19 protein-coding genes are annotated in these 25,621 nt (G+C 72.7%); 8 read left to right on the top strand and 11 right to left on the bottom strand.

Going from position 1 to position 25,621, the window contains the following annotated elements:
• Positions 1-7: 7 nt before the first annotated feature.
• From WME96_RS24910 to WME96_RS24890, 5 genes are all read right to left on the bottom strand, one after another.
• Positions 8-1,792 (bottom strand): phospho-sugar mutase, encoded by a 1,785-nt coding sequence (locus tag WME96_RS24910; RefSeq protein WP_437284086.1) that lies wholly within the window; start codon positions 1,790-1,792, stop codon positions 8-10.
• 71 nt (positions 1,793-1,863) lie between these two features.
• Positions 1,864-3,264 carry an acetyl-CoA carboxylase biotin carboxylase subunit gene (locus WME96_RS24905; RefSeq protein WP_437284085.1) on the bottom strand — a complete coding sequence of 467 codons (1,401 nt, stop codon included), beginning with the start codon at positions 3,262-3,264 and terminating at the stop codon, positions 1,864-1,866.
• Between the two features lie 137 nt (positions 3,265-3,401).
• Complete coding sequence (gene rlmN, locus WME96_RS24900; RefSeq protein WP_437284084.1) at positions 3,402-4,535, bottom strand: 23S rRNA (adenine(2503)-C(2))-methyltransferase RlmN; 1,134 nt, start codon at positions 4,533-4,535, stop codon at positions 3,402-3,404.
• A 137-nt stretch (positions 4,536-4,672) separates the two neighbouring features.
• Entirely contained in the window at positions 4,673-5,824 is a 1,152-nt protein-coding gene (locus WME96_RS24895; RefSeq protein ID WP_437284083.1) for a CgeB family protein, read from the bottom strand.
• Positions 5,825-6,700: 876 nt separating this feature from the next.
• On the bottom strand, positions 6,701-7,591 hold the full coding sequence (locus tag WME96_RS24890; protein ID WP_437292350.1) for a serine/threonine-protein kinase: 891 nt from the start codon (positions 7,589-7,591) through the stop codon (positions 6,701-6,703).
• A 636-nt stretch (positions 7,592-8,227) separates the two neighbouring features.
• On the opposite strand from WME96_RS24890, the gene WME96_RS24885 reads away from it, so the two are divergent.
• Positions 8,228-12,091 (top strand): serine/threonine-protein kinase, encoded by a 3,864-nt coding sequence (locus WME96_RS24885; RefSeq protein ID WP_437284082.1) that lies wholly within the window; start codon positions 8,228-8,230, stop codon positions 12,089-12,091.
• 324 nt (positions 12,092-12,415) lie between these two features.
• Positions 12,416-13,093, top strand: coding sequence for a haloacid dehalogenase type II (locus WME96_RS24880; protein WP_437284081.1), 678 nt, complete (start codon positions 12,416-12,418; stop codon positions 13,091-13,093).
• A gap of 104 nt (positions 13,094-13,197) precedes the next feature.
• Here the strand turns inward: WME96_RS24880 and WME96_RS24875 are convergent, their stop codons facing one another.
• From WME96_RS24875 to WME96_RS24860, 4 genes are all read right to left on the bottom strand, one after another.
• Positions 13,198-13,479, bottom strand: coding sequence for a pyrimidine/purine nucleoside phosphorylase (locus WME96_RS24875; protein WP_437284080.1), 282 nt, complete (start codon positions 13,477-13,479; stop codon positions 13,198-13,200).
• A gap of 52 nt (positions 13,480-13,531) precedes the next feature.
• Entirely contained in the window at positions 13,532-14,392 is an 861-nt protein-coding gene (locus WME96_RS24870) for a hypothetical protein (RefSeq protein ID WP_437284079.1), read from the bottom strand.
• 544 nt (positions 14,393-14,936) lie between these two features.
• Positions 14,937-16,289, bottom strand: a complete 1,353-nt coding sequence (locus WME96_RS24865) for a sensor histidine kinase (protein WP_437284078.1) — start codon at positions 16,287-16,289, stop codon at positions 14,937-14,939.
• Positions 16,286-17,020: a response regulator transcription factor gene (locus WME96_RS24860; protein WP_437284077.1), complete on the bottom strand. Its 735-nt coding sequence runs from the start codon at positions 17,018-17,020 to the stop codon at positions 16,286-16,288. The genes WME96_RS24865 and WME96_RS24860 overlap by 4 nt, the downstream gene beginning before the upstream one ends.
• Before the next feature lie 116 nt (positions 17,021-17,136).
• Between WME96_RS24860 and WME96_RS24855 the strand changes: the two genes are divergently transcribed.
• Genes WME96_RS24855 through WME96_RS24840 form a run of 4 tightly spaced genes read left to right on the top strand, consistent with a single transcriptional unit; the run spans position 17,137 to position 21,821 of the window.
• On the top strand, positions 17,137-18,648 hold the full coding sequence (locus tag WME96_RS24855; RefSeq protein WP_437284076.1) for a TolC family protein: 1,512 nt from the start codon (positions 17,137-17,139) through the stop codon (positions 18,646-18,648).
• Positions 18,645-19,892, top strand: coding sequence for an efflux RND transporter periplasmic adaptor subunit (locus WME96_RS24850; RefSeq protein ID WP_437284075.1), 1,248 nt, complete (start codon positions 18,645-18,647; stop codon positions 19,890-19,892). The genes WME96_RS24855 and WME96_RS24850 overlap by 4 nt, the downstream gene beginning before the upstream one ends.
• Position 19,893: 1 nt before the next feature.
• Positions 19,894-20,625: an ABC transporter ATP-binding protein gene (locus WME96_RS24845; protein ID WP_437284074.1), complete on the top strand. Its 732-nt coding sequence runs from the start codon at positions 19,894-19,896 to the stop codon at positions 20,623-20,625.
• Positions 20,619-21,821: an ABC transporter permease gene (locus tag WME96_RS24840; protein ID WP_437284073.1), complete on the top strand. Its 1,203-nt coding sequence runs from the start codon at positions 20,619-20,621 to the stop codon at positions 21,819-21,821. Before WME96_RS24845 ends, WME96_RS24840 begins: the two co-directional genes overlap by 7 nt.
• 46 nt (positions 21,822-21,867) lie before the next feature.
• Here the strand turns inward: WME96_RS24840 and WME96_RS24835 are convergent, their stop codons facing one another.
• Together WME96_RS24835 and WME96_RS24830 are read right to left on the bottom strand one after the other, a co-directional pair.
• Positions 21,868-22,632, bottom strand: coding sequence for a hypothetical protein (locus WME96_RS24835; protein ID WP_437284072.1), 765 nt, complete (start codon positions 22,630-22,632; stop codon positions 21,868-21,870).
• A complete protein-coding gene (locus WME96_RS24830; protein WP_437284071.1) occupies positions 22,629-23,954 on the bottom strand; it encodes an AAA family ATPase in 1,326 nt (441 codons plus the stop codon). Before WME96_RS24830 ends, WME96_RS24835 begins: the two co-directional genes overlap by 4 nt.
• A gap of 185 nt (positions 23,955-24,139) precedes the next feature.
• On the opposite strand from WME96_RS24830, the gene WME96_RS24825 reads away from it, so the two are divergent.
• Together WME96_RS24825 and WME96_RS24820 are read left to right on the top strand one after the other, a co-directional pair.
• Positions 24,140-24,622, top strand: coding sequence for a hypothetical protein (locus WME96_RS24825; protein WP_437284070.1), 483 nt, complete (start codon positions 24,140-24,142; stop codon positions 24,620-24,622).
• Between the two features lie 112 nt (positions 24,623-24,734).
• Positions 24,735-25,448, top strand: coding sequence for a zf-TFIIB domain-containing protein (locus tag WME96_RS24820; protein WP_437284069.1), 714 nt, complete (start codon positions 24,735-24,737; stop codon positions 25,446-25,448).
• The last annotated feature ends 173 nt before the right edge of the window (positions 25,449-25,621 follow it).

Raw genomic sequence — 25,621 nt, 5'->3', positions numbered from 1 at the left:
CGGCCCGTCAGCCGATGCCGGCCAGGGCCGAGAACGCCCTGGCCAGCGCGTCGAGCCGCGCCGCCGCGCGGGCCTCGGCGTCGGCCAGCGGCTCGTCCTCGGTGACCTGCTCGCGCACGTCGAAGTAGAACTTGATCTTCGGCTCGGTGCCGCTCGGGCGCGCGATGATCCGGCTGCCGCCGTCGAGCTCGTACACGAGCACGTTGCTCGGGGGCAGGACGAGCGGCTCGGTCGTGCCGTCGCTCGATGTGCGCGTGCGCGCCTCGAAGTCGCGCCACGCCACCACCGGGACGCCGCCGATCTCCGCCGGCGGGCTCTTTCGCAACGCGGACATGATGGCGGCGATCTTCTCGACGCCGTCCACGCCGCGCAGGGTGTAGGAGCGCTGCCCGCTCATGTAGAGGCCGTAGGTGCGGGTGAGCGCCTGGAGCGCGTCGAGCAGCGTCTTGCCCTCGGCCCTGCGCACCGCGGCGAGCTCGGCGAGCACCACCGCGGCGCCGATGCCGTCCTTGTCGCGCACGACCGGGCCGATCGTGTAGCCGAGCGCCTCCTCGAAGCCGAACACGAAGCGGGCGCCGGTCGAGCGCTCGATGTCCATCGCCCGGTTGGCGATCCACTTGAACCCGGTCAGGGTCTCCTCGTAATGCACCCCGAGCGCTGCGGCGATCGCGCCGAGCATCGGGGACGAGACGCAGGAGGCCAGCACGAGGCGGCGCTCGGTCGCGCTGCCGCCGCTCGCGGCGCGCCCCTCGGTGAGCAGGTAGTGGCCGAGGAGCACGCCGACCTGGTTGCCCGTGAGCTGCGCATACTCGCCGTCCGGGCGCCGCACCGCCACGGCGAGCCGGTCGACGTCCGGATCGTTGGCGAGGACGATATCGGCGCCCTCCTTCTTGGCGAGGGCGAACGCCAGGTCCATGGCGCCCTTCTCCTCGGGGTTCGGGAACGCGACCGTGGGGAACGCGCCGTCCGGCTCGGCCTGCTCGGGCACGCTCGTCACGCGCGTGAAGCCGGCCTGCGCGAGCGCCTCGCGGACGAGGCGGTTGCCCACGCCGTGCAGCGGCGTGTAGACGATGCGCAGGCCGCGATCGCCGTCGCTCCGCACGGCGAGGCCGCGGATCGCGCGGAGGTACGCCGGCTCGAGATCCGCGGGGAAGTCGCGCACGAGGCCCCGCTGCCGCGCCTCGTCGAGGGGGACGCGGGGGACCTGATCCGCCGGCGGCGAGGCGTCGATCGCCGTCGCGATGCCGGTGTCGTGCGGCGGGACGATCTGCGCGGCGTTGTCCCAGTAGACCTTGTAGCCGTTGTACTCGGGCGGGTTGTGGCTCGCCGTGACCATCACGCCCGCGGCCGCGGTGAGGTGGCCGACCGCGAACGCGGCGATCGGGGTGGGGCAGGGGCCCGGCGAGAGGTGACTCGGGATGCCCGCGGCGGCGAGGGCGCACGCGGCGTCCTCCGCGAACTCGCGGCTCATCCGGCGGGCGTCGTGGCCGACGACGACCCCGGCGCTGCGCGCCTTGTCGCCGAGCGTGGCGAGGAGGTAGCGGGCGAGGCCGGCGGTCGTGCGGAGGATGACGGCGCGGTTCATCCGGCTCTCGCCGGCGCCGAGCACGCCGCGGATGCCGGCGGTGCCGAACTCGAGGGGGCCGGCGAAGCGCTCGGCGAGCTCGGCGCGGACGCCCTCCTCGCCCGCACGGGCCGCGTCGATGAGCCCGCGCAGCTCGCTCTGGGTCTCCGGATCGGGGTCGTGGGCAAGCCAGCGTTCGGCAGGCTCGAGGACGAAGTCGTGGCTCACGACTCCATCTTTAGTTCAAGCTGGCCGCCGTGTGCAGCAGGCGCACGCGCGATTCCGCGCGGACGGGCGGGCTAGCCGGCCTTCTTGCCGGCGGCGAGCGCCTCGGCGAAGCGCGTGTCGTACTGGCCGCGCCGGAAGTCGTCGTCCGCCAGGATCTGGCGCAGGAACGCGAGGTTCGTCGCGGCGGGACCGGCCGGGCCGGCGAGCTCGATCGTCGTCTCGGCGAGCGCCCGGTCGAGGCGGGCGATCGCCTCGTCGCGCGTCGGCCCGTGGGCGACGATCTTGGCGAGCAGCGGATCGTAGAACGGCGTCACCTCGAGCCCCTCGGCGACGCCTGTCTCGATCCGCAGGTCGTCGCCCGCGGCGGGCCAGCGGAGCGCGGCGATGCGGCCGGGCTGCGGGGCGAACTTCTTCGCCGGATCCTCGGCGTAGAGGCGCGCCTCGATGGAATGGCCGCGGTAGGCGTGGTCGCGGACCTCCGGCGCGAGCGGCTCGCCCGAGGCGATGCGGATCTGGTGCTCGACCAGGTCGAGCCCGGTGCACATCTCGGTGACGCAGTGCTCGACCTGGAGCCGCGCGTTGACCTCGAGGAAGAAGAGCTCGCCGCTCTCCGCCGCGACGAACTCGACCGTGCCGGCCCCGACGTAGCCGGCGCCGGTCACGACCCGGAGGGCGCTCTCGTGCAGCGTCCTCCGGCGGGACTCGCCCGCGTCTCCCTGGAAGAACGCGGCGGGCGACGGGCTCTCCTCGATGATCTTCTGGTGCCTGCGCTGCGCGCTGCACTCGCGCTCGCCGATCGCGACGGCGCCGCCCTGGCCGTCGCAGAGCACCTGCACCTCGATGTGGCGCGGGCGCTCGATGTACCGCTCCATGTAGACGCGCGGGTCGCCGAACGCGGAGCGGCCGCGGTCGGAGCACGCGGTGAGGGCCCGCGCGAGCTTGACCGGCTCGGTGACGACCTGCATGCCGATGCCGCCGCCGCCGCCCGCGGCCTTGACGAGCAGCGGGAAGCCGATGCTCTCGGCGGCGCGCTGGGCGGCCTCGAGGTCGGCGGGGTCGACAGGGCCGCCCGTGCCCGGCGGCGGGAAGACGTCGGCCGCGCGCGCGTGGTCGCGCGCGAGGATCTTGTCGCCGAAGGCGTGGAGCACCGCGGGAGGCGGGCCGATGAACGTGACGCCGGCCGCGAGGACGGCCTCGGCGAAGGCCTCGTTCTCGCTGAGGAGGCCATACCCCGGGTGGATGCCGTCGGCGCCCGTCGCCCGGGCCGCCTCCACGATCGCGTGGATGACGAGGTAGCTGTCCCGGACCGGCGGCGGACCGATGCGCACGGCCTCGTCGGCCATCGCGACGTGGGGCGCGCCCGCGTCGGCGTCCGAGTAGACGGCGACCGTGGCGATCCCGAGCCGTTTGCAGGTCCGGAGGACGCGGCAGGCGATCTCTCCACGGTTGGCGACGAGGATCTTTTTCAGCACGGTTGACAGCTACGCCCCCGCGCGGCGGGGCGTCAAGGCGGTCCGGCGCGCTCGGAGCGCCCGCGGACAGGCCTCATCGGGCGGCCTCCGGTGCAGCGCTCTCGCCTGCCCAGCGGGCTGAGCCGCGCCGGTCGGGCTCAGCCCACCGCGCGCCGCACCTTGGGCTTGGCCCCGAGCAGCACGAGCTGCCCGCACGCCGCCGAGACGTCGTCCCCGCGCCGGCGCCGCACGAAGCACGAATATCCAGCCTGGGTGAGCACCTCCTGGAACGCGGCCACGCGCTCCAGGCCGGGCGGACCCAGCGAGGACGCCTCGATCGGGTTCATCGGGATGAGGTTGATCTTCACCGGGAGCCCCCTCAGGAGCTTCACCAGCCGGCGCGCCTCGGCCGGATCGTCGTTCTGCCCGGCCACGAGCGTGTACTCGATGGTGATGCGCCGGCGCCGCGGCAGCGGGTAGGCGCGCAGCGCCGCGAGCAGCTCGTCGAGCGGGTACTTTCGGTTGATCGGCATCAGCGCCGAGCGGGTCGCGTCGTCCGCGGCGTGCAGCGAGATCGCCAGCGCGATCTGCCCGCCGAAATCCGCGCCGAGCCGCGCGATCTCCGGGACGAGGCCCGACGTCGACACCGTGACCCGCCGCGTCGAGAGGTTGATCCCCTCCGGGTGCGTGAGCAGGCGCAGCGAGCGCGCGGTGGCCTCGTAGTTGTGGAGCGGCTCGCCCATGCCCATGTAAACGACGTTGCGGAGCTCCTCGCCCTCCTCGAGCATCGCCCGCCCGAGGAGCACCTGGCCCGCGATCTCCTCGGCACCGAGGTGGCGCTTGAGCCCGGCCACGCCGCTCGCGCAGAAGCCGCACCCCATGGCGCAGCCGACCTGCGTGGAGATGCACTGGGTGACGCGGACGCGCGGCGCCGAGCCCGCGTCCGAGCCAGCGTCGTCGTCGTCCTCGTCGTCGCCCGCGGCCGCGTCGGCGTCGAGCTGCGCTTGCGAGCCGGGGCCCGACACCGACGGGAGCAGGACCGTCTCGATGGTCGCGCCGTCGCGCAGGCGGAGGAGCAGCTTGCGCGTGCCGTCCTCGGATCGATGAACCCGCTCGGGCGTCATCACCTCACCGAGCCCCTCTGCGGTGAGGTGCTCGCGCAGCCGCGCCGGGAGGTTCGTCATCGCCGCTGGATCCAGGACGCCGCGGCGGTGGATCCAGTGGAATACCTGCTTCGCCGTGAACGACCGCTCTCCGCGGGCGGCCAGCGAGGCCGACCACTCTTCAGGCAAGCGAGCGACAGGGTGAAGCGGGGTGGAGCGCACCTCCGTGGCGTACTGCGCGCCGACCCGAGCGGCAAGGGAGCAGGAGCGCGGCGCGGCCGCCCGCGCCCGGCCGATGCGTCGGCCGCGCTGGCGCTCCCGGGTCGTCAGCCGCTCTGGGTCTCGATGTGCGCCGCGGGGATCTGCCCGTCGCGGTCGCGGCGCGCCCGCGCGCGGCTCCCGGCGTCGAGCACCTCGCGGGTGTAGCGCTCGAACGCCTCGGCCCGGTGCATCGCCGTGTGCTCGGCGAACACGCGCTGCCGCGCCCGCTGGCCCACGGTGAGGCGCTTGTCCTCCTTCATCTCCCTGAGCTTCCGGAGCACGTCCTCCGGCGTGCGGACGAGGAGGATCTCGTCGCCGGGCTGGAAGAACGTCTCGATCCCCGGCCAGGTGTCGCTCAGGACCGGGGTCCCGCATGCGGCCGCCTCGAACAGGCGCGCGCTCGGCGACCACCCGGACTCGACCATCGCCCGGCGGGTCAGGTTCAGCGTGAAGCGCTGGGAATTGTAGAAGATGCGGTGCTCGTCCGGCGGGAGGTGCTCCGTGCGGCTGATGTTGTCGGGCCACACGAGCGACGCCGGGTACTGCGCGCCCGCCACCGCGAAGCGCCCGCGGCGCATGCGCCGCGCCGGCTCGAGCAGGAGCCGCTCGACCGCCGCCTGCCGGTCGTCGCTGTACGTGCCGAGGTAGCCCAGATCCCAGCGCATCGGCGCCGGCTGGGGATGGTAGACGTCGGTGTCGGCCGAGCAGTAGAGCGCCCGCGCGCGCACCGCCCCGTGGCTGCGCTCGAGCCGCTCCAGCGTCGGGCCCCCCGTCGCCGACAGATAGAGGTCGTAGCGCGGGATCAGCGCCGGCGTGAGGTACGCGTGATCCCCGTGCGCCAGCCGGCCCAGCGTCACCGGCGTGTCGAGATCGTAGAACGCGGTCTTGCCGCGTGCCTCCTCGGTGATCCACGCCCCGACGGTGGCTCCCTCCGGGACGAAGGAGCCGACGATCACGAGATCGGCTTCGCGCACCGCGCGTGAGAATCGATCACGGAGCTCGGGAATGCTCGAGTACTGCTCGGTGGTGCCGTAAGGCGGGTTGGGCAGGTCGCGGTGCTGGTCATAGATGGAGAGGTTCCGCTCCAGAAAGAGCACGTGGTGGCCGCGCGACGCGAGCGCCCGGAGGAGCGCTCTGTACGTCGTGGCGTGGCCGTTGCCCCACGACGACGTGATGGAGAGTCCCAGGAAGACATAACGGTAGGTAGATGTCGTCATAACGTGGTGGCAGCAAGGGTTGAGAGATCCAAGGAGACGTGCCGGCCCGGAATGAGCCGGTCCCGAGGTGCACCTCGGCGACGACGGAGACGCTGAGAGCGCCCTCGCGCGCGGCCAGGCAGGCGGACAGACAGGGGAGCTGCACGTCGCTCCGGTTGCCCTGGCGCCGCGCAAGAGGGCGCGGCGACGAGCGAACGACCCCGGATTAACATGCGTGCTCACGCTCTGCAATCCTGCGAGAGGCGGTTTCTGGACTGAAGATGCGTATTCGTCGTCAGGACCCCAGGTGATTAGGCCCGGACTGATCTCGTGATCAAGAAGGGAGCAGGATCGTAACTCGCTATGGAACAGGGCGGGCCGTTGGCGCAAAGCACCCCATCGCGCCCGCCGCCGCGCCATCGAGCCGACCGGCCTGCGCGGCGACGAAGGATGGCAGCGTCGATGAGAAAATAAGAGGCGATGTCGTAATGGTCAGGCACGGGCGCCGATCGAACGGAGTCGCGGCGGCGGAGCCCGACGAGGAACGCCGGGGCAACGCTCGTCAGACGCCGCGGACCGGGCTCGTCAGGAACGCGGGAGCGGGCGGCGGCGCGGAGCTGCGGCGCTGGCGGGGCCTCGCGCGAGGCGCCCTCGCGCGCGGCTCCCGCTGGCATTCCGGTGTCCCGTCACGATCGCCGGTTCGACCGCGGCCTCCAGCCGATCGCGGGCCTCTCTTGTTGACGAGAAAACGAGCGGGGAGTCAGCAAGACACGGAGAGCGGGAGAGGACGGCGCGCCGGCGCCGCCTTCCTGTCCGCGCGGGCGCGTTGCCGTGAGGCGGGGGCCCTGGGTGTCCACCCTTCAGCGGCGGGGCGCCGCGCGAGGGCGGCCGCGACGTTCAGGGGGCGGGTCGCAGCGCCCGCCAGCCGTCGATCACCTCGGCGATGTTCGCGAAGCGGCGGTCCGGGCTGTGGGCGAGACCGCGGTTGACGAACACCTCGAGTTGCCGGTCGACCGGCGGGGGCATCATGTTCCCGAGGCGCCGCGGCGCCGTCCTCGTCTTGAGATCGGCGAGCATCATCAGGTTGCGCGCGGCGTAGGGGAGCTCGCCGGTGAGCGCCTGAAAGACCACCGTCATCGCCGCATAGATGTCGGCCCGGTGATCCACCGTCTTGCCCTTGGTGAGCTGCTCCGGGGGCGCGTACCTGGGATCGCCGAGGCACCGCCCCGCCACGGTCGTCTCCTCGTCGCAGAGCGCGGGCGGGAGCTTGCACGAGCCGAGATCGAGGAGCGCCAGCCGGTCGCCGTCAGGGCCGCGATCGAGGAGCACGTTCGCGGAGCTGATGTCGCGGTGGATGATGCCAATCTCGTGGAGCTCGGCGATCGCCAGCCAGAGCTGCTCGATGAGCGGGTGGAGGGCGTCGAACGGGAGCGCCCCGCTCCGGGCGATGCGCTCGGCGAGGAGCTCCCCCTCGCGCAGCTCGAAGACGATGAGCGGGCCGTGCTTCGGGTCCGCGCCGCCGCCGATCGACGGGAGCGTGTGCGGGCCCCGCAGCCGCTCGCACGCCGCGGCCTCGCGCCGGAAGCGCGCCTCGGCCTCGGCCAGGGGCATGCGCTCCGGCGCGCTGAACACGCTCCCCGGATCCACGCGCGACGGAGGCTCGCCGAGCACCTTCACCGCGACGCGGCGGCCGGTGCTCGCGTCCTCGGCGCTGAACACTTCGCCGAGGCCCTCGCGGCGGAGGTGACGCACGACGCCGTAGCGCTGGAGCAGGACGGTTCCGGGCACGATTGACAAGAGCGGCCTCCTTCGCTTGACAAAAAGGGGTCGAGCGCGTTCCGGTCGCCTCCCCCCAGTCCCCAGACAAGCTCATTTATCACGCGGGCGCGACAGCGGAAGCGCCGCGCGCCCGTCGACGCGAAGAAGGGGCCGCCGCCTACACCGGCCACGCCGCGTCGGCCGGCCGCTCCACGCTCGAGGTCGTCTGGACGAAAAGCGGCCCGGCGCCGCGATCGAAAGCGCGACGAGCGCGCCGTCGAGGCCCGCGGCGCCGGTGGGACCAGCACCGGAGCGCCGCGGCGGCTGCTCCGGTATCGCGCGCGCGGGGCTCCGGGCGCGCCGGAAAGGCCGCTCGGCGCACGCTGGACGACAGCGGAGGAGAACCGACACGACCCGCGGCCGGACGTGACGGCAGGGGCCGCGCCGGCGCTTCGTCGCTCTGGAGTTGCCCCGGACCGCGCTCTCTGGTGACGATGCGGACCGAAGCGCGGTAATCGGCGGTGATTGTACGAGGGGACGCGGAGGCCTCGCGGCGCCGCGCCCGGTGACACGCCTGCTACCCCGAACCGCTGGCCATCCACATGAACTTCGCATGCTCCCACACAGAGGACGGACGTCGGTCTGCGGGGAGCGGCGGCTAGGGCAATGCGCGCGGGAAACGTCATCGACGGCCGGTTCGAGATCGTGGAGCTCGCGGGCGCCGGCGGCATGGGCCATGTCTTTCGCGCGCACGACCTCACGACGGGCGACACCGTCGCCCTGAAGGTCCTCCAGAACGCCGCCTCCCAGGACTCCAGCCGCCTCTCGCGCGAGGCGCAGGCGCTCGCCAGCCTGCGCGTGCCGGGGGTGGTCCGGTACATCGCGCACGGCCTCACGGACACCGGGCACCCCTACCTCGCCATGGAGTGGCTCACCGGCGAGACCCTCTCCCAGCGCCTCGCCCGGCAGTCGTTCACCCTGGACGAGAGCCTCAAGCTCGCCCGGCGCGTCGCGATCACCCTCGGGTCCGTGCACCGGCTCGGCGTCGTCCACCGCGACCTCAAGCCGAGCAACCTGCTCCTCGTCGACGGCGCCATCGACCGCATCACGCTCATCGACTTCGGCGTGGTCCGCATGTCCGGCATCGACCAGCAGCTCACCATGCCGGGCGCCATCCTCGGCACCCCCGGCTACATGGCCCCCGAGCAGGCCCGCGGCGAGGCGCAGGTCGACGCGCGCGCCGACGTCTTCGCGCTCGGCTGCCTGCTCTACAAGTGCGTCTCGGGGCGCGCGCCCTTCCGCGGCGCGCGCGGGCTCGCCGTGCTGGTCAAGGTGCTCATCGAGGAGCCGCCGTCGCTCCGGTGGCTCCGCGACGACGTGCCCGAGGCGCTCGACGACCTGGTCACGCGGATGCTGTCGAAGTCGCCCGAGGGGCGGCCGAGCGACGGCAACGCGGTCGCGGTCGAGCTCGCCGCGCTCATGGATCCCGCGGCGCTCTCCGTGCGTCCGCCGGCGCCGTCCATGCGCCCGCCGGAGCTGACGACCGGCGAGCGCAAGGTGATGTGCCTCGTCCTCGCGCGCGACGGGCTCGCGACCGCCGCGGCCGATCCGGCCGCGCCCGAGGCCGACGAGCAGGCGCGCGCGCACGCGCTCTCGGCCACGGCGGCGCGCTACCGGGGCCAGCTCGAGCTCGTCGAGGCGCGGCTGCCGCTGGTCGTGCTCTCCGGCGCCGGCGCGACGACCGACCTCGCGGCCCGGGCGGCGCGCTGCGCGCTCGCCGTGCAGGCCCTCCTCGGCGGGGCGCCGGTCGCGCTCGTCACGGGCCGGGCCGAGATCGCCTCGCGCATGCCGATCGGCGATCTCATCGATCGCGTGGTCCAGCTCCTCCCCGAGAGCGGCGCCCCGTCGCGCGCGCCGGCGATCCGCATCGACGAGGTGACGGCGGGGCTGCTCGGGCCGCGGTTCGAGATCTCCGGCGACGAGGCGGACCGCTGGCTCCACGGCGCGCGCGAGGAGCCGGACGCGGCGCCCCACCTGCTCGGCAAGGTGACGTCGTGCGTCGGGCGCGAGCGCGAGCTGGCGCTGATCCGCGACGAGCTCGCGCGCTGCGTCGAGGAGTCGACCCCGAGCGTCGTGCTCGTGACGGGGCCGGCGGGCATCGGCAAGTCGCGGCTCCGCCACGAGATCGTCCGCGGCCTCGGGGAGGAAGGCGCGCCGGTCGAGGTGTGGCTCGGGCAGGTGGACGCCATGAGCGCCGGCTCGGCGTTCGGCCTGCTCGCGCACGCGCTCCGGCGGGCGATCGGCCTGTCGGACGCCGACTCCATCGAGGAGCGGCGGCGCAAGGTGCGGGCGCGGGTCGAGCGGCACGCGGCGCTCGACGCGGCGCGCGTGGCGACGTTCCTCGGCGAGCTGGTCGGCGCGCCGTTCCCGGACGACGACGTCCAGCTCCGGGCGGCGCGGCGGAACCCGATGCTCATGGGCGACCAGCTCCGCCTCGCGTGGGAGGACTTCCTGCGCGCCGAGTGCGCGGAGCACCCGGTGCTGCTCGTGCTCGAGGACCTGCACTGGGGCGACCTGCCCACGGTCACGATGGTCGACGCCGCGCTCCGGAACCTGAAGGACCGGCCGTTCATGGTGATGGCGCTCGGCCGCCCCGAGGTGCACGAGCTCTTCCCGAAGCTGTGGGACGAGCGGCGCGGGCACAAGCTCCGGCTCGCGGGGATCTCGCGCCGGTCGAGCGAGCGGCTCGTGCGCCAGGTGCTCGGCGAGGGCGAGAGCCAGGCGCTCGTGGCGACGCTCGTGGAGCGCGCGGACGGCAACGCCTTCTATCTGGAGGAGCAGATCCGCGCGGCGGCGGCCGGCAAGGGGGCCGACCTGCCGGAGACGGTGCTGGCGATGGTGCAGGCGGAGCTCGACGCGCTCGACGTCGGGGCGCGCCGCGTGCTGCGCGCCGGGGCGATCTTCGGCGAGCGCTTCCCGCGGGGCGGGGTCGCCGCGCTGGTCGGCCGGGCGGAGGTCGACCCGCTGCTCGCCGAGCTCGAGGCGCGGGAGCTCGTCGTGCGGTGCGCGGCGGAGGGCGCGTCGGAGGCGGTCGAGTACCGGTTCCGGCACGCGCTCGTGCGCGAGGCGGCGTACGGGATGCTGACCGATCACGACCGCCGCCTCGGCCACCGGCTCGCGGGCGAGTGGCTGGAGCGCGCGGGAGCGGCGGAGCCGATGGCGCTGGCCGAGCACTTCGAGCGCGGCGGCGAGCCGGCGCGGGCGGCGACGTGGACGCTGCGCGCGGCCGAGCAGGCGCTGCTCGGGAGCGATCTCGCCGCGGCGATCGAGCGCGTGGAGCGCGGCATCGCGCGCGGGGCCTCGAAGACGACGGCCGGGGCGCTGCGGCTCTGCCAGGCGGAGGCGCACCTCTGGCGCGGCGAGTTCGCGCTGGCGGAGCGCCGGGGGATGGAGGCGCTGGAGCGGCTCTCGCCCGGGTCGGCGTCGTGGTTCTCGGCGCTCACGCAGATGATCCTGGCGGCCTCGAAGCGGGGCAACCACGACCAGGTCGAGCGCCTCGTGGGCGTGGCGCAGAGCACCGAGCCGCGGCGGTCGGCGCGGCCCGCGCGCAGCGTCTGCCTGTGCGCGGGGGCCGGGCGCCTCGTCTTCGGCGGGCGGTACCGGCTCGCTGACGAGCTGCTCGACGCGATCGAGCAGGACGCCGAGGAGACGCAGCAGGAGGTCGAGGTGCTGGCGCGGCTGCACGAGGCGCGCGCGTACCGGGCGATGGCTGACGGCGACCCCGGCGCGAGCCTCGCGGGCTTCGAGGCGGCGCTCGCGGCGTTCGAGCAGGCCGGGGATCGGCGCAACGCCTGCTGGGCGCGGAACAACCTGGGCTCCTGCACCGCGGAGCTCGGCGAGTTCGAGGGCGCCGAGGCGGCGCTGCGCGCGTCGCTGGCGGACGCCGAGCGGATGGGGCTCCTGGACGCGCGGCTCGGGGCGCTGCTCAACCTGGGTCCGGTGCTCGCGCGGCAGGGCCTCATCGAGGAGGCGCGGCGGACGGAGGAGGAGGCGATCGCGACGTCGCAGCGCCTCGGCGACGTGCGCATGGAGGGCGCGGCGCGGACCTGCCTCGCGAGGATCCTGATCCTGTCGGGCGACCTCGCGGGCGCCGAGCGCGAGGCGCGCGCCGCGGTCGCGATCCTGTACGGCGCGCCGCCGCTCCGCGCCTTCGCCTACGCGGTCCTCGGGCGGACGCTGCTCGACGCGGGGCAGGCGGTGGACGCGCTCGCCGCGACGACCGAGGCGTACTGCCTGCTCGAGTCGGTGGGCGCCGAGATGGGCGAGTCGCTGGTGCGCCTCGCGCACGCCGAGGCGCTCTCCGCGTGCGGCCACCGGCGGGAGGCGACCATGGCGATCGCCTCGGCGCGGGAGCGCCTGCTCGACCGGGCGAGGAAGATCGGCGACCCGGTGTGGCGCGGGAAGTTCCTTGGCAACGTGCCGGACAACGTGGCGACGCTCGAGCTCGAGCGGCGGTGGCTGGGAGCCTAGGCCGGCGCCCGGCGCGGCGGGACCGGAGCGGCGGGATCGGGCATGCTAGTACCGCGGGGCAGAGACCCTGCCAGGGCGCTGCCTCGCGAGCGGAGGGAGAGCTCAACGCAAAGGCGCAAAGGCGCAAAGGCGCAAAGACGCAAAAATGCAAGAGTGCAGGAATGCACAACGTTGTTCTTTTCTTTTTTTTTTTGCGCCTTTGCGCCTTTGCGCCTTTGCGTTGAACTCTCTCTCTGCGCCTTTGCGTTGAACTCTCTCTGTGGATCTCTGGCGGTTCTCGCTTTCTCCTGACACCGTTCCAGAAGCCAGGAAGGTCACCAGGACATGTCGGACATCCGAGCCGCCATCTTCGACGCCTATGGCACGTTGCTCGACGTGCACGCCCCCGTCATGGCGCAGTCCGAGCGCATCGGTCCGCACTGGCGCCGGTTCTCGGTGGACTGGCGGGCGAAGCAGCTCGAGTACACCTGGGTGCGCAGCCTGACGGGGCCTCCCCATCACCGCGACTTCTGGCGGTGCACGGAGGACGCGCTCGACTGGGTCTCTGCGAGGCACGGCCTCTCCGATCTCGGCCTCCGCGCGGCGCTGCTCGACGCGTACCGGGTCTGCCCCGCGTATGGGGAGGTGCCGGCCGTGCTGGGCGCGCTGCGCGCCCGCGGCCTCGCGACCGCGATCCTGTCCAACGGCGAGCCCGGCATGCTGGCAGCCGCGGTCGCCGCCGCGGGCATCGCGGATCTGCTCGACGACGTGCTGAGCGTGGAGGCGATCGGCGTCTTCAAGCCGCACCCGCTCGTCTACCGCTTGCCCGAGCGCCGGTTCGGGTACGCCGCTGCTTCGATGGCCTTCATCTCCGCCAACGCGTGGGATACGCAGGGAGCGCTCGCCTGCGGATACCGCGCCATCCGCGTGAACCGTGCGGGCGATCCGGACGAGTACGGGCTGCGAGGCCGCGCGCCGGAGCTCGACGACCTCGCGAAGCTACCTGCGCTGTTGATCGGGTGATGCAGGCCGCCTGGAGCCGTCAGGGCGCGAGGCGGGGGGAGGGCGGGGCGCCGGGGAGGCGGATAGAAGCGCCGCGGGAGGCGCGCGGCGCCGCGCGGGCCGGCTCAGAGGAACTCGCAGAAATACCCGGCAGGCTGCGTGGCCTTGACGTCGAAGCCGCTCTTGCCCGCCACCTCGAACGACGTCCCCGCCGGGTAGACGCGCCACTCCTGCGTGCCGTCGAAGCGGATCGCGAGCTCGCCTGCGACGACGGTCATCCGCTCCGGCGATTCGGTCGAGAAGTGGAACTCGCCGGTGTCGATGACACCCATCGTCTGCCGGCGCCCGTGGCGCTCGAAGCCGAGGCTCTGGACGCCGCCGTTGAAGTAGCTGTTGTGCTTGAGCATGGCGCCCTCCTACCGCGGTTCGCCCCGCGAGGCCAGGGTTCCGGGGAGGCGCTCAGGACACGTCGGTCTCGTCGTCCTCCTCGCTGGGCTCGGCTTCACCCGGCCCGGAAGCGGGGCTGTCCGCCTCTTCCTCCGGCGTATCCTCCTCTGCCGGAGCCTCCTCGGGCTTGCTGCTCACGTAGCGCTTGCCCGCGCGACCCGAGGCGCGGAGCACGGGCCCGCGGATGATCTCGACGTCGCGCGCCGGGGCGCGGGACATCTCGAGGTTGGAGAGCACGAGCGACACGATCTTGAACCACTGGCTGCGCGCGGACTGGATGGTTGTCTTGCTGACGGGCGTGGTTGTCTCGGTCGCCTCGAGCTCCGTGCGGGCCCGCTCGATCGCCTGGAGCTCCCGGCCCGTGGTGAGCCACCGCTTCACGACGTCGAGCAGCGACGCCTTGCCGCGGGCGGGGACGGATCGGAGAAAGCCGGCGATCTCGGGCTCCTCCTCGAGGAGGCGCGCGATGCGCGTGGTGTTGCCCGCCTCGGCGAGCGGCGAGGCGTTGAGGATGGAGAGGCCGCCCGGGAAGAGCTTCTTCTGGACGAGCTCGCACCGCGCGGCGCCGGCGGCGTCCGCCGGCTCCTCGGCGAGGCAGAGCTCGCGGTGCGCGTCGATACCGTACGAGACGGCCCGGGCGAGGTGATCGTGACACCGGTCGACCTCGTTGCTCTTGGCGATGAGCGCGCGCATCTTCGACGATGCCCCGCCGCTGCTCGGCTGAACCGCGAGCACCGCCTCATGGGCCTCCACGACCCTCGGGTGGAGCGCCGCGATCTCATGGATCGACAGGAATACCTTGCGCTGCTTCGGATCCTCGACCCACGGGGAGAGGAGCGCGACCATCTCGTCGAGATTCAGATGCTTCAACATGAGAGACACCTCCGGATGGGGTGATGCGGGCAATGCCAGAGGAGGCATTGCGGGTGAGCGGGTAAGGGAAGTCCTGTTTTGCTTTGCGTCAACCCTGGTGCGGTGTGGGTTTCGTGCGGCACCGGCGCGTGAGTTGAACTCTTGCAGGCGTGGTGGAGCGTTCATGAACAGCGGCGTCGGTGTCGAGGGCGGGCACGGAGAGGTCGTGACGTGCCGGAACGGCCTCGGGAGGGGGTGCAGGTCGATCCGAGATCGAGACGGGCGGCCTGGAGGCTGGCGCGGCGAGGTCCCGACGTGGCGGAGCTGCCTCGGGAAGGGGGCGGGATGGATCAGGGACCGAGGAGGGCGACCTCGAGAGGGGGCACGGAGAGGTCGCGACGTGACGGGGGCGGCCCGGGAGGGGGGCGGGGCGATGCGGGACCGAGATGTGCGGCCTCGAGAGGCGGCGCGGAGAGGTCGCGACGTGGCGGAGACGGCCCGGGAGGGGGGCGGGTCGATTGGAGATCGAGACCGACGGCCTCGGAACGGAAGCCCCGCGTTCGGCTCAGCCCCCCGCCACCACCGGCAGCTTCAGCGCCACGACGAGCCCGCCGTCCTCCGCGTTCCTCGCCTCGATCTCGCCGCCGTGCAGCAGCACCGCGCGCTGCGTGATCGCCAGCCCGATCCCCGTGCCGCCGGCGCCGCGCGCCCGGTGGTCGTCGACCCGGTAGAACGGCCTGAAGATGTCCCCGAGCGCCGCCTCCGGGACGCCCGGCCCGCGGTCGCGCACGCGCAGCTCGGCGAGGCCGCCGGCGCACTCGAGGTCGACCCGGACCGCGGTGCCCGCCTCGGTGAACCGCACCGCGTTGCGCACCACGTTCTCGATCGCGCGCCGGAGCAGCTCGCCGTTGCCGTCCAGCGAGCACGCGTCGCGCGCGCCCAGCTCGACCGAGCACCCCTGCCGCTCGGCCTCGAACGCGGCGTCCTCCACGAGCTGCTCCACCAGCGCCGTCAGGTCGACCCGCTCGGTGCGCTCCATGCCCCGGCCCGACTCCAGCCGGCTCAGCGTGAGCAGCTCGCCGATCATGCCGTTGAGCCGCTCCGTCTCGCGCTCGATCCGGTCGAACGCCGGCTCCACGTCCGGCGGCGAGCGGCGGCGGACGAGCTCGAGCGCGATGTTGAGCCGCGCGAGCGGCGACCGGAGCTCGTGCGAGACGTCGCGGAGCAGCCGGCGCTGCGTCTCGAGCAGCTCGTCGATGCGCTCCGCCATCCGGTCCATGTCGCGACCGAGCGCCACCGTCTCGCCGTCGGCGCCCGCGAGCTGCTGCGAGACCCGGACCGAGAGATCGCCCGCCGCCATCCGCTGCGTGGCGCCCCGCAGGACGCGGACCGGCCGCGACAGGTACCGCGCGAGGACCACCGCGACGAGCCCGGTGACGACGACGATCGCGAGCAGCCGGAGCGGCAACGTCTCCGGCACGATGAAGAACATCCACGGCGACCGGACCGGGCCCGTCGCGACGGCGACGAGCGCCGGGTCGCGGCGCAGCACGACAGCGACGAGCTCCCGGTCGTCGATCTCGACGGCGATGCCCTCGGCCGAGCGCCGCGCCCGCTCCTCGACGCCCGCCGCGCCCTCGACCGGCTCGCCGGCCACGAGCGCGCCGGAGCGGTAGACCGCGACGCGCGGATCGCGCGGATCGAGCGGCGCGAGGCGCTGCTCGCAGCCGGGGAGCCCGTCCCGCGCGCAGACGATCGCGCTCTCGGCCCGGAGCTCGATCGAGCGCGTGCTCAGGCGGCGGCGCAGCGAGCTCGACTCGGCGGAGAACGCCCAGCCATGGATCACCGCGAACAGGCCGACGAGGAGCGCCATCGCGATCCACAGCGAGACAAGCAGCCGCAGGAAGAGGCTCTTCACGCGCGCTCCCGGGCCAGGATGTAGCCCGCGTTGCGGACCGTCTTGATGCGCTCGACGCCGCCCGGGCCGGGGCCGAGCTTGCGCCGGAGGTTCGAGACGTGCATGTCGATGCCGCGGTCGTACGCCGCGAGGCGGCGGCCGAGGACCCGCCGCGCGAGCTCCTCGCGCGAGACCACCGTCCCCGCCTGCCGGACCAGGACCTCGAGCAGGTCGTACTCGGCCGTCGTGAGCTTGATCTCCTCGCCGCGGACGCGGACGCGCCGCGCCGCAGGCGCCACCTCGAGGTCGTCGACCGTGAGGAGCTGCTGCGCCTCCGCGGGGCCCGGCGCCGCCGCGCCCGGCGCGCCAGCGTGGCCCACGTGGGATGCCCGCCGGTGGAGCGCGCGCACCCGGGCGACGAGCTCGCGCGGGTTGAACGGCTTCGGCAGGTAGTCGTCGGCCCCCATCTCGAGGCCGACGATGCGGTCGACGTCCTCGCCCCGCGCGGTGAGCATCAGCACAGGGACCCTGGAGCTCTGCCGCAGGCGCGTGAGGACCTCGAAGCCGTTGAGCCCGGGCAGCATCACGTCGAGCACCACCAGCGTGAACGCCTTCTCCTGCGCGCGCGCTAGGCCGGAGATCGCGTCGCGCGCGCTCTCGACCGAATAGCCCTCCTGACCGAGGAGCTCGGCCAGGAGCTCGCAGAGCTCAGCGTCGTCGTCGATGACCAGGATCTGGGGCGGATCGGCCATGTCGGGGACTGTAGCGCGGCCCGCGCGGCGCCGTGTAAGGCCTGGTCAAAAGGCTCTTGACGAATCTTTACACGAACCGGACACCTCTTGAGACACTGGCCTCTAGCTTTCGGCGCATGACGCTCTCTCGCTCCGTTCCCCGGCCGTGGCTGGCGTCCCTCGCCGTGATCGCCGCGTGCTCGCTGAGCAGCGCGGCGCGCGCCGAGACGCTCACCGCCGAACAGGCGGTCGGCCGCGCGGCCTCCCAGAACCCGAGCCTCCGCGCGGCCCTGCTCGAGGCCACCGCCGCGCGCCAGGCCGTGGCCGCCGAGCAAGGCGCCCGCAGGCCCACGCTCTCCGCCTCGGTGACAGGACAGTACACCGAGGCCTTCCGGGGCGGCGGCGCCGGCCTCGCGCGCTCGGACAGCACGTCCGTCGCGGCGAACGCGGCGCTCCGGTACACGACCGACATCGGCACGGGCCTCGAGGTGGGCGCGTCGGCGGACTCGGGGTGGCAGAGCGACGACAGGAGGGCGCTCGACGGCGCGATCGCCGGGCCGACCTACAGGGCGGAGGCGTACGTGTCCGCGCGGCAGCCGCTCCTCCGCGGCGCCGGGACCGACGCCGTCCTCGCGCCGATCGTGCAGGCGGAGGCGTCGGCGGTCGCCGTGGAGCGGGAGCGCGAGCTCGCGGCGAGCCAGACGGCGCTCGACGTGCTCGATGCGTACTGGGAGCTCTGGTACGCGGAGCAGGCGATCGGCGTGCAGGAGCAGGCGCTCGCCGCCGCGCAGCGGCAGCTCGCCGACGCGAGGGCCCGCGCCGAGACGCTCGGCACCGGCACGCGCGTCGACGTCCTGCAGTTCTCGACGTCGGCCGGGTCGATCGCCGACGCGCTGTCGCAGGCCCGCGCGGCGCGCTCGGCGCGGGCGATCGCGCTCGGGCGCGCGCTCGGCATGGATCCGGCGCGCGCGGCGTCGCTCGCCGCGACCGGCGCGCCGCCGTCGCTCGGGGCGCTCCCGCCCGCCGCCGCGCTCGTGAAGGCGGCCAGCGAGCGGTCCCAGGAGCTCGCCGCGATGCGCGCCGACCTCGAGGCGCTGCGCGCGCGCGTGGGCGCCGCGGAGGACGCGGACCAGGTCCGCCTCGACGTGTTCACGACCGCGTCGGTGGGCACCCTGTGGGCCGACGACGGCCTGTCGGGGCTCGCGCTCCCGGGCGGGCGGCCGGCGTTCAGCGTGCTGGGCGGGCTCGACCTCGAGCTGCCGTTCGGCGGGGGGCGGGCGTCGGCCGACGCGGCGCGCGCGCGCACGCAGCTCGCCGCCGCGGAGGCCCGCTACAGGGCGCGCGCCGACGCGATCACGGCCGAGATCACCTCGCTGCGGGTGAGCCTCGAGGCCGCCGCCGATCAGGTCGCGATCGCGACGGAGACGGCCCGCCTCGCCAACGAGCTGGCCGAGGCGGAGCGGCAGCGGCTCAAGCTCGGGACGTCGACGTCGGCGGACGTGGTGAAGGCGGAGCAGACGCTGCGCGAGGCGGAGCTCCGCAAGCTGCGGGCCGCGGTGACAGAGCTCACGTCGCGGTTCCAGCTCGAGCACGCCACGGGCGCGCTCCTCGATCGCTTCGCTTCGGTGCTCTCCAGGAGGTCGTCATGAACAGGAACAAGAAGCGCTACCTGATGTCCGGCGTGGCCGCGGCGGCCATCGCGACGTTCGCGATCGGCGGGTATGCCTGGTACCAGACCCCCTCGCAGGCGCCGGCCGGCCCCACCGTCGAGATCCGCAAGGGGAGCCTGACCGAGACCGCCGCGGCGTCCGGGAAGATCGAGCCCGACGTCCAGGTCGAGGTGAAGTCGCGCGCCGCGGGCCAGGTCATCGAGGTGCTCGTGAAGGAGGGCGACCACGTCGAGGTCGGCCAGCTCCTCGTCAAGCTCGACCCGACGGACGCGGAGCGCGACCTCTCCGCGGCGCGCGTGGCGCGCGACCGCGTGAAGGCCGACCTCGCCGCGGCGCAGGCGTCGCTCGCGGTCGCCGATCTCGAGCGCAAGAACAACGAGGTGAGCCAGGGGATCGCCGAGAAGAGCGCCGAGATGGGCCTCGGGTCGACCGACGCCGCCCGCTCGGCGGCGCACTCGACGAAGGTCGCGGGCGCGAACATGACGCTGCGGCGCGCGCAGGTGAACGCGGCCCAGGCGCAGCTCAAGACGGCCGAGATCGCGGTGCAGGACGCCGAGACGCGCCTGAAGGAGATGCAGATCTACGCGCCGATCGCCGGCACGGTGCTCGACGTGGCCGTGGAGGTGGGGACGCTCGTCTCGTCGGCGCTCACGAACGTGAGCGGCGGCAGCGCCGTGATGACGCTCGCCGATCTGTCGAACCTGCGCATCGTCGGCGCGATCGACGAGGCGCAGATCGGCCGCGTGGCCCCGGGGCAGCGCGTCGAGATCCGCGTCGACGCCTACGGGGACCGGGTGTTCCAGGGCGTCGTCGACCGCGTGAGCCCGCTCGGCAAGGAGACCTCGAGCGTGGTGACGTTCGACGTCGAGATCGTCGTCAACGACAAGGAGGCGTCGCTGCTCCGGTCGGGGATGAGCGCGGACGTGGAGATCGTGACAGCGGAGCAGAAGGACGTGCTGCTGGTGCCGCTCCTGGCCGTGCAGTCGGCGGGCAAGCGGCGGTTCGTGCGGCTCGCGAACGGCGAGGAGCGGCCGATCAAGACCGGGGCGACGGACGGCACGCAGATGGTCGTCGTCGAGGGGCTGAGCGAGGGCGACGACGTCCTCGCGAGCGCGCCCGCCGCGGCCCCCCCGCAGGGGCAGGGGCAGGGGCAGCGGCAGGGCGGCGGGCAGAACCCGATGCGCGGGATGGGCATGGGCATGGGCCGCTCGGGAGGCCGTTGAGATGGACGTCCCGGTCTTCGTCGAGGGTCTCTCCAAGGTGTACCACGCCGACCGCGCGGACCTCGCGGTGCGGGCGGTCGACCGGATCGGCTTCGCGGTGCGCCGCGGCGAGTCGGTGGCGATCATCGGGCCGTCGGGGTGCGGGAAGTCGAGCCTCCTGAACATCCTCGGCTGCCTCGATCGGCCGACGGAGGGCACGTACCGGCTCGGGGGGCGCGACGTCGCGGAGCTCGACGACGACGAGCTCGCGGGGCTCAGGAACAAGCACATCGGGTTCGTGTTCCAGAGCTTCAACCTGCTGCCGCGGATGACGGCGGCGGAGAACGTCGAGCTGCCGCTCCTCTACGGGGCGGTGAAGGACAGCCGCGCCCTGGCCGAGAGCGCGCTCGCGCGCGTGGGGCTCGCGGCGCGCGCGCGGCACCTGCCGTCCGAGCTCTCGGGCGGGCAGCGGCAGCGCGTCGCGATCGCGCGGGCGATCGTGACGCGGCCGTCGATCCTCCTGTGCGACGAGCCCACGGGCGCGCTCGACAGCCGGACGGGGCGCGACGTGCTGGAGCTGCTGCTGTCGCTGAACGCGGACGGGACGACGCTCGTGATGGTGACCCACGATCTCGGCGTGGCGCGGTCGCTCGCGCGCGCCATCCACATGAAGGACGGGCGCATCGTGGCCGACGGCCCGGCGGGCGCCGTTGTGGCGGCGTTCCACGCGAGCGAGATGGAGGGCGCATGCTGATCAAGGAGACCGCGAAGAGCGCGTGGCGCTCGCTCGCCTCGAACCGACTGCGCACGCTGCTCACGATGCTCGGGATGATCATCGGGACGGCCGCGGTCGTCGCGGTGCTCGGCATCGGGGAGGGCGCGCGCAGCAGCGTCGAGGGGCGGATCCGGTCGCTCGGCGCGAACCTGCTGATGGTGCGCCCGGGATCGGCGTCGGCGAGCGGGGTCCGCTCCGGCACCGTCAAGACGCTGACCGAGGACGACGCCGAGGCGCTGCGGGGGCTCGACGGCGTGGCCGCCGTCGCGCCGGAGCGGAGCGGCAGCGCGCAGCTCCGGTACATGGCGAGCAACCTGAACGCCTCGGTCACCGGGATCACGCCGGCGTACCTGGAGGTCCGCTCGCTCGCGATGGGGAGCGGCGTCCCGTTCTCCGACCTCGACGAGCAGCAGCGCTCGCGCGTGGTCATCCTCGGCGCGAACGTCGCGCGGCAGCTCTACCCCGGCGCCTCGCCGCTCGGCACGCGGCTCCAGATCAACGGGAGCGCGTTCCGGGTGGTCGGGGTGCTCGCGGAGAAGGGCTCCGGCATGGGCTCGCCGGACGACGGGGTGTTCGTGCCGCTGTCGACGCACCGGTCGGTGCTGTTCGGGCAGGACCACCTGTCGACGATCTCGCTCCAGCTCGCGAGCGAGGATCGGTCCGACGTGGTGATCGCGCAGCTCGAGCAGCTCCTGCGCCTGCGGCACCGGCTGCGGCCGGATCAGGCGAGCGACTTCGAGGTGCGGTCTCAGGCCGAGATGCTCGCGACGATGGGGCAGATCACGGGCACCTTCACGACGCTGCTCGGCAGCGTGGCGGCGGTGTCGCTGATCGTCGGTGGCATCGGGATCATGAACATCATGCTGGTGTCGGTCCGGGAGCGAACCCGCGAGATCGGCGTGCGCATGGCGGTGGGGGCGCGCCGCCGGGACATCCTGCGGCAGTTCCTTGTCGAGGCCGTGGTCGTGTCGCTCGCGGGCGGCGTGGCCGGCGTGGGCCTCGGGTATGGGGCGGCGGTGCTGCTGTCGCGGTTCGGGGAGTGGGCGACCATCGTGCCGCCGTACGCCGTCGGGCTGGCGCTCGGGGTGTCGATCCTCATCGGGATCACGTTCGGCGTGGGCCCGGCGCGGCGCGCGGCGCGGCTCGATCCGGTGGAGGCGCTGCGGTTCGAGTGAGGTGGGCGGCCCGGGGGGCCGGGGGGGCCGGGGGCGCGCGGCCGCGTCAGGCTGGCGGGCGGGTGGCGGCGAGGGCGGCGAGGAGCGCGGCGTTCTGGTGGAGCGACTCCACCGCGTGGTGGAGGGATTTTCCGGCGTAGTAGACGGCCTCAACGTCGAGGCCCTCGGCGAGCTGGCGGTTGTGGCTGCCCTTGAAGCAGACCTGGTTCTTGGGCTTCACGACCTCATCCAGCGCTCCTCGGTCGTTCGCCCACGCCTGGAACAGGGGGACGTGCTTGCCCCGGCACGCCGCGTTCTCCGCGCAGAACCGAGCTCCGGCGCGCGTGTTCTGGAAGAGCCAGGCTTCGATGCTGTAGTAGGGCACGAGGAGGAGGAGCTGCGACAGCGCCAGTTCGCCGGCTGAGGCGCGACCGCCCTGTAGGCGACGATGCTCGACGAACTGGCGCACATCGGTCTCGATGAAGCTGCGGAACTTCGCGACGTTCTCGCTCGCCTCGCGCTCCGTCCAGGGGCGGTCGCCGTCGATGTGGTAGAGCACGAAGGCGCGGTCGCCCTCGAGGAGCTTCGTGGCGATGTACCCGATCAAATCGAGGCGAGCGCGGTAGTCCCGCGGCTCCCGGCTCTTCCAGAGATTACCGCGGAGGGCCTTGCGCACGCCCTCGCCCTCGGGTGGCTCGAATCGGACCCGTTGCCAGTCGTAGCTGCTGTCGACGAGGCGGAAGATGTTCTTCGCCAGCGCGACCAGCGTCTCGTGCGCGCCCTCGGCTGAATCCTCGCTGAGCACCAGGAGCGAGCACCGGGCGACGCTCACCAGAGCCCTCGCGTCCGCAGGATCTCGCCGACGTGTTCAATGCCGACCTGGTAGGCGCGGTAGAACATGTCGGCCTCGTCGTCGGTCATGTTCCGCCAGATCATCCGCTCGCGGTCGCCATCGGCTTGGTTGCGGCAGAGGATGAAGCTCTCCTTGACCTGCTCGGCGGACTCGAAGGACAGATAGTCGAGCAGGAGCGGGTTCTGGCTGGTGAGGAACGCCTGTCGATCGCCGATGGCGTTCATGCACTCCTCGATCCACGCATGGTGGAGGCCGTTCACGAGCTCGTCGGCGATGACGAAGCTGGGGTTCGCGTCGAGGTAGTAGAGGAACGCGAGCAGGCGCTTCTGGCCGTAGCTCAGCTGCTGGTCCTGGAAGATCGATCCGTCGCGGCGGGTGAACCAGAACTTGAGGTTGCCAAAGTCGAAGTGCTCTGCCGGCGGGTCTCCTCCTGCCACGACCTTGTCGATGAGCTCGATTTTTGCGATGGCGGAACGCAGGCCGAGTAGGCGTACCACCTCCGAGAGAAAAGTGATGTCGTTGTCATCCATGGAATAGTCGGTTGCTCCCTCGGGCAATCCGAGCTTCATGATGTCTAGGATTCCTTTCGGGACGATTCCATGGTCAGGGTTGATGGCTGAAATTGGTGCGGATTGTAGTCTGTCTCTGAATCGATAGAGGCGAATGCGCGGCCGAAGGCCATCCTTCGAGATGTCGGCGTCATCTGATCTTGCTGTGAGTGCGCGAAACGTATCTAGCGATTCGTCAAAGCGGCAGGCGCTCCTGAGGTCGGCCCAAAGGTTGATGTGGACGCGCATCTTGGATGCCACGGTCACAAGGGTCGAAATTGTGTGGAGAAGTCCCATGGGGCCTTCTGCAACGCGTACCGGCCATTCTTTGTCAAGATCTGCCCCCTCGATAGCAATCTGATCTTTCAAGCGGCGGATCGATACTGTCGTCTGAAGGTCCGATATATACAGATCAAGATGAAAATCCGGTATCTCGAGGGCTGCATACGCCCCCTCGCGTCCCGCGCGAGCCATCGGCGGCAGCTGCAAGAGCTCCGCCGGCCTGGCCTCTGGCTCCCGGCTCGCGATCGTCCCGCTCAGCGATCCCTGCGGGAACGTCAGCTCGAGCTCGATCGAGAACGGGTCGCCAGGGTCGGTCAGGCTCGTCCGGAGGATCTTCGAGATCAGCGAGAGCAGCGTCGTCTTGCCCGCGCCGTTCGGGCCGAGCAGGACGTTACGGCGGTCGCTAAAGATGAGCTCGCATGGCTCCACATTGCGGTAGCGGTGGATCTTGAGGCGCTTCAGCTTGACCACGGTGTGGCAGCGTAGTCCCCGACACCGCCGGCGGGCAACGAGAACGCCTCGCAGCCGGCTATCGGCCCGTCGGGGATCGCCGGGGGCCGCTCCGGTCACTCCCGACGCGACAACGCCGCCACGTCTTCGAAATCGCAGCGCTTTTCAGTGCCAGCTCGCCGCCGGCTCGCTATCCTGTTCTGGGCATGTCGGTCCTGCTTCAGAACGAGCACCTGACGGTCATCCTGCAGGAGGACCTCGCGCTCGTCCGGAGCACGCGTTCCGAGGTCCCGTATCCGTCGCCCGACGATTTCATCCGGGTCCACACCGAGGCGCTCACGATCTACGAGTCGCTCGACCGCGCGAGCCTCGGCCACCTGATCGACCTCCGCCAGCCCCCGATGAACAACGACCCGGCCTTCGAGGCCGCGACGATGCGCACCCGCAGCATGCTCGTCCAGGAGTTCGCCTGCGTCGCCATCCTGGTGCGGACCGCTGTCGGCGCCCTGCAGGTGAACCGGCTCCTGCGTGAGGAGAACAACGACAACGTGTTCGTGTTCCACGACGAGGAGGTCGCGATGGGCTATCTCCGCGGCGAGCTGCGCAAGCTCGGGCGCCGCTCCAGCACGCCGCCGGCCGTCCGCCCCCGGAGCTCCAACCCCGCGGCGCGCCCCGCGCGAGTGCGCTGACGCTGCGCTGACGCCGCGCCGCGCCAACGACCCGAAGGCCACGCCGGCGCCCTGCCCGAGCGCGCCCGCCGCGCCGCTTCTCGGACGCGCGGCGTTCTTCTAGAATCACGGGATGGACGCCGGCCGCACCACGTGTCCGCGCTGCGGTCTCTTCGTCGACGCGCAGGGGCGCTGTTATCCCGGGTGCGCTGGCCCGCTCGCCACCCTGCGCTGCGGCGGCTGCTACCAGCTCAACGTGCCTGACGCGGAGCGCTGCGACGGCTGCGGGCACGAGCTCGGCCTGGAGCCGATCGCGGAGCCCGACGCGCTCCGCTGCTCCAGCTGCGATGAGCCCTTTTCAGCCTTCCACGCCGCGACTGGCCTGCTGCGCGACTGCGGCCGATGCGGCGGCCAGCTCGTCGACCACGCGCTCCTGCGCGACCTCCTGGAGCGACGTGAGAGCTACGGCAGCAGCGCGCCGAGGCCGCCGCGGCGCCCGGAGCACGTCGACGTCCGCGTGCGCTACGTCCGCTGCCCGGCCTGCCGCCAGCCGATGAACCGCAAGAACTTCGCCGGCAAGAGCGGCATCATCGTCGACATCTGCAGGGAACACGGCACCTGGTTCGACCGGGGCGAGCTCCCGCAGCTCCTCTCCTTCGTCGCGTCGGGCGGCGCCGCGAGGGCGCGACAGCAGCAGACCGAGGAGGCGGAGCGCGCGCGCCGCCAGGCAGAGCTCACAAGGGACGCGGCGAGGCGCGCGAGCGCCGTGGCGCCCGCGTCGACCTGGGAGAACCGGCGCCTCGTCGTGGAAGAGCTGCTCGAGCTGCTCTGGCAGATCACCCGCTGATCGGGCGATCACGACGCCCGGCGACGGACCGCGGGCGGTGGGCGAGGAGAGGCCCTGTGCGCCCGCCGGGGGCAGGCGGCGGCGCGTTACAACTCTTCTCCAGGACATCACATTACTTAACAGTCCAGTGCGCGTGTTGCGCGGCGCGCTCCGTGGAATCCCCGGTTTGCGCG

The sequence above is a fragment of the Sorangium sp. So ce406 genome (genome assembly GCF_051474675.1).
In the GTDB taxonomy this organism is placed as follows: domain Bacteria; phylum Myxococcota_A; class Polyangia; order Polyangiales; family Polyangiaceae; genus Sorangium; species Sorangium cellulosum_G.
The sequence above is the reverse complement of the archived record's forward strand: the minus strand, read 5'-3'. Positions and strand labels throughout refer to the sequence as shown.

What these genes read in the sequence shown, in the direction of transcription:
- WME96_RS24850 (WP_437284075.1), top strand. Translation starts at nt 18,645, where the DNA reads ATGAACAGGAACAAGAAGCGCTACCTGATGTCCGGCGTGGCCGCGGCG.
- WME96_RS24820 (WP_437284069.1), top strand. Translation starts at nt 24,735, where the DNA reads ATGGACGCCGGCCGCACCACGTGTCCGCGCTGCGGTCTCTTCGTCGAC.
- WME96_RS24840 (WP_437284073.1), top strand. Translation starts at nt 20,619, where the DNA reads ATGCTGATCAAGGAGACCGCGAAGAGCGCGTGGCGCTCGCTCGCCTCG.
- WME96_RS24845 (WP_437284074.1), top strand. Translation starts at nt 19,894, where the DNA reads ATGGACGTCCCGGTCTTCGTCGAGGGTCTCTCCAAGGTGTACCACGCC.
- WME96_RS24870 (WP_437284079.1), bottom strand. Translation starts at nt 14,392, where the DNA reads ATGTTGAAGCATCTGAATCTCGACGAGATGGTCGCGCTCCTCTCCCCG.
- WME96_RS24895 (WP_437284083.1), bottom strand. Translation starts at nt 5,824, where the DNA reads ATGACGACATCTACCTACCGTTATGTCTTCCTGGGACTCTCCATCACG.
- WME96_RS24880 (WP_437284081.1), top strand. Translation starts at nt 12,416, where the DNA reads ATGTCGGACATCCGAGCCGCCATCTTCGACGCCTATGGCACGTTGCTC.
- WME96_RS24885 (WP_437284082.1), top strand. Translation starts at nt 8,228, where the DNA reads ATGCGCGCGGGAAACGTCATCGACGGCCGGTTCGAGATCGTGGAGCTC.
- WME96_RS24855 (WP_437284076.1), top strand. Translation starts at nt 17,137, where the DNA reads ATGACGCTCTCTCGCTCCGTTCCCCGGCCGTGGCTGGCGTCCCTCGCC.
- WME96_RS24860 (WP_437284077.1), bottom strand. Translation starts at nt 17,020, where the DNA reads ATGGCCGATCCGCCCCAGATCCTGGTCATCGACGACGACGCTGAGCTC.
- WME96_RS24825 (WP_437284070.1), top strand. Translation starts at nt 24,140, where the DNA reads ATGTCGGTCCTGCTTCAGAACGAGCACCTGACGGTCATCCTGCAGGAG.
- WME96_RS24875 (WP_437284080.1), bottom strand. Translation starts at nt 13,479, where the DNA reads ATGCTCAAGCACAACAGCTACTTCAACGGCGGCGTCCAGAGCCTCGGC.